This window comes from Frankia sp. CcWB2, from assembly GCF_977927585.1.
Genome location: NZ_CDWRCM010000113.1, coordinates 13,419 through 16,430, shown reverse-complemented (window position 1 = coordinate 16,430; position 3,012 = coordinate 13,419). Strand labels below are relative to the sequence as shown.

Below are 3,012 nucleotides of genomic sequence, written 5' to 3'. Positions count from 1 at the left end.
CACCCTGGACCGGCTTGCCGTGGTGGGGGAGTCCCGGCCCGTCGTGCGGCGTGACGGTGTCGCCCGGGAGCTCCCCGCCACCGAGATCGTGCTGGACGACGTGATCGAGCTCGGCGCCGGCGACAAGATCCCCGTCGATGGCCTGGTCCTGGCAGCCGATCACCTGGAGGTCGATGAGTCGCTGCTCACCGGTGAGGCGGATCCGGTGCACAAGCAGCCCGGCGACATCGTCATGTCGGGCAGCTTCGTTGTCGCGGGGTCGGGGGCGTTCCGGGCGACCCGGGTGGGCCGCGAGGCCTACGCGGCCCGGCTCGCTGAGGAGGCGAGTCGGTTTACCCTGGTGCACTCCGAGCTGCGGGGCGGCATCAGCACCATTCTGCGGGTCGTCACCTGGATGATCATTCCGGCCGGCCTCGCGCTGATCATCAGCCAGGTGGTCGTCAACGACGACGACCTGCCCGAGGCCATCCGCCGGATGGTCGCCGGGCTCGTGCCGATGGTGCCGGAGGGCCTGGTGCTGCTCACGTCGGTCGCCTTCGCGGTCGGCGTGGTGCGGCTGGGCCGGCGGCAGTGCCTGGTGCAGGAACTGCCCGCGATCGAGGGGCTGGCCCGCGTCGACGTCGTCTGCCTGGACAAGACCGGCACCCTCACCGAGGCCGCGATGGACGTCGTGGAGCTGCGGATCGTCGAGCCGGGCACCGCCGGCGCCGTACCTGAGACGGGCGCCGCCTCCGGGGCAGGTGCGGCCGGAGAGCCGAGCACCCTCGTGCCGAGCGTGCTCGGCGCCCTCGGCGCGGCCGACAGCCGGCCGAATCCGAGCCTGCAGGCGATCATCGATGCCTATCCCGCCCCGCAGGGCTGGCAGGTGCGGGCGGACGCGCCGTTCTCCTCGGCGCGTAAGTGGAGCGGCGCGACCCTCGCCGCCGCGGACGGGACCGAGGGCACCTGGCTGCTCGGCGCGCCCGATGTGCTGCTGGCAGCTGGTGACCGGGTGCTCGCCACCGCGGACGAGTACGGGGCGCAGGGCCTGCGGGTGCTGCTGCTCGCTCGGTTCGGCGCGCCGCTGGCGGACGCACTGGCGGACCCGGCGACGGTGCCGACTGGCGTCGTCCCGGTGGCGCTCGTGGTCATCGCCCAGCGGCTGCGGGCGGATGCCCCGGATACCCTGCGGTACTTCGCCGAGCAGAACGTCGCCGCCAAGATCCTCTCGGGGGACAATGCGCTGTCGGTCGGCGCGGTCGCCCGCTCGCTGGGGCTGCCCGGCGCCGACGATCCCGTTGACGCCCGCACGCTGCCGACCGACCGGGCCGCGCTCGCCGACGCCATGGAGAGCCACTCGATCTTCGGGCGGGTCAGCCCGCAGCAGAAGCGGGAGATGGTCGCGGCGTTGCAGTCGCGGGGGCACGTCGTCGCGATGACCGGCGACGGCGTCAACGACGTCCTGGCGCTCAAGGACGCCGACATCGGCGTGTCGATGGGATCCGGCAGCCAGGCGACCCGCGCGGTCGCCCAGATCGTGCTGCTGAACAACAGCTTCGCGACGTTGCCGCCGGTGGTCGCCGAGGGGCGGCGGGTCATCGGCAACATCGAACGGGTCGCGAACCTGTTTCTGACCAAGACCGTCTACTCGGTCCTGCTCGCGATCGTGGTTATGATCACCCAGGTGCCGTACCCGTTCCTCCCTCGGCATCTCACGCTCGTCGGGTCGCTGACGATCGGCATCCCGTCGTTCTTCCTGGCGCTGGCGCCGAACACCGAACGGGCGCAGCCGGACTTCGTCGGTCGGGTGCTGCGCTTCGCCCTTCCCGCCGGGTTGCTCGTCGCCGCGGCGACGATGACGTCCTACCTGCTGGCCCGGTCGCACTTCTATGGTCAAGACCTGGACACCGAGACCTCGATGGCGACGCTGACGCTGTTCGGAGTCGCGCTGTGGGCACTGGCGATCGTCGCCCGTCCGTACACCTGGTGGCGCATCGCGCTCGTGCTGACCATGGCGGTCGCGTTCGCGCTGGTCCTGGCCATCCCGCCCGGCCAGGAGTTCTTCCAGCTCTCCCTGGTGGGGACGACCGGGCCGTGGACGGCGGTCGGCATCGCCGCGGTGGCGGCGGTCCTGCTCGAACTCGTATGGGCGATCATCCGCCGGCAGCTGACGGTGGTGGCCGCGCGGGTGGACCTGGAAGCGGCGCGCCGCCCGCCGATTTCGCAGAGCAACGTGCGGATCCTGCCCGCGGCGCCTGCCGAGGGTGCGCCTGCCGACAGCCCGCGGTCCGCGGTGGTCGCCCGTCCGGGGGTGGTCGTCCGTCCGGGGGTCGTCCGTCCGGACGGGAGGGCCGCGGCATCCGGTCCCGACGGCCCGCGGCCGACGCCGTAGTCGGGGTTCTCTCCCGGCCTGCCTATCCGGAGGTCTCGGCCTCAGCACCGGTCTCGGCCTCAGCGATGGTCTCGTCTCCGGGGGTGGGCGAGGTCGTGCGTGAGGTGGCTGCTGTCGAGGCGGCGGCTGTCGCGGTAGTGGGGGTGGCCGCGGACGGCGTGCGCCGGGCCGGGCCGGCGGCGAGCCGGGTGAGGTAGGCGTTGTACGCGTCGAGTTCGGCGTCGACGTCACCAGCGGCGGCGATGCGCCGCTCCCGGGCCCGCGTCTGCCGCTCGTCCAGCCGGGACCACTGGATGGCCAGCACGATCAGCACGACAAAGGTGGGAATCTCGCCGAACGCCCAGGCGATGCCCCCGGCGGTCCGCTGGTCGCTGAGCGGTGAGACGCCCCAGGGCCGGACCAGGCGGTCGTACCAGCCTGAGCCGAGCAGGGCCGATGTGCTCATGATGGTCAGGCCGAGGAAGGCGTGGAACGGGACGACGGCCAGCAGCATCAGGACGCGGCCGGGATGCGGCAGCCGGCGGGGGAGCGGGTCGGTCCCGATCAGCAGCTCGAAGAACAGCACGCCGACCGCGAGGAAGTGCACGTTCATGTACAGGTGGCCGAGATGGTTGCGCATGAGGGTCGACAGCAGCGAGCTG

At 72.3% G+C, this 3,012-nt stretch carries 2 protein-coding genes; one reads left to right on the top strand and one right to left on the bottom strand.

Annotated elements, in window-relative coordinates; all coding sequences use genetic code 11:
- A partial coding sequence (locus ACY45C_RS13195) for an HAD-IC family P-type ATPase (RefSeq protein ID WP_462187915.1) occupies positions 1 to 2,371 on the top strand: 2,371 nt, incomplete at its 5' end.
- A gap of 22 nt (positions 2,372 to 2,393) precedes the next feature.
- Here ACY45C_RS13195 and ACY45C_RS13190 read toward each other — a convergent pair.
- On the bottom strand, positions 2,394 to 3,012 hold a 619-nt coding region (locus ACY45C_RS13190), incomplete at its 5' end, for a cytochrome c oxidase assembly protein (RefSeq protein WP_462187914.1).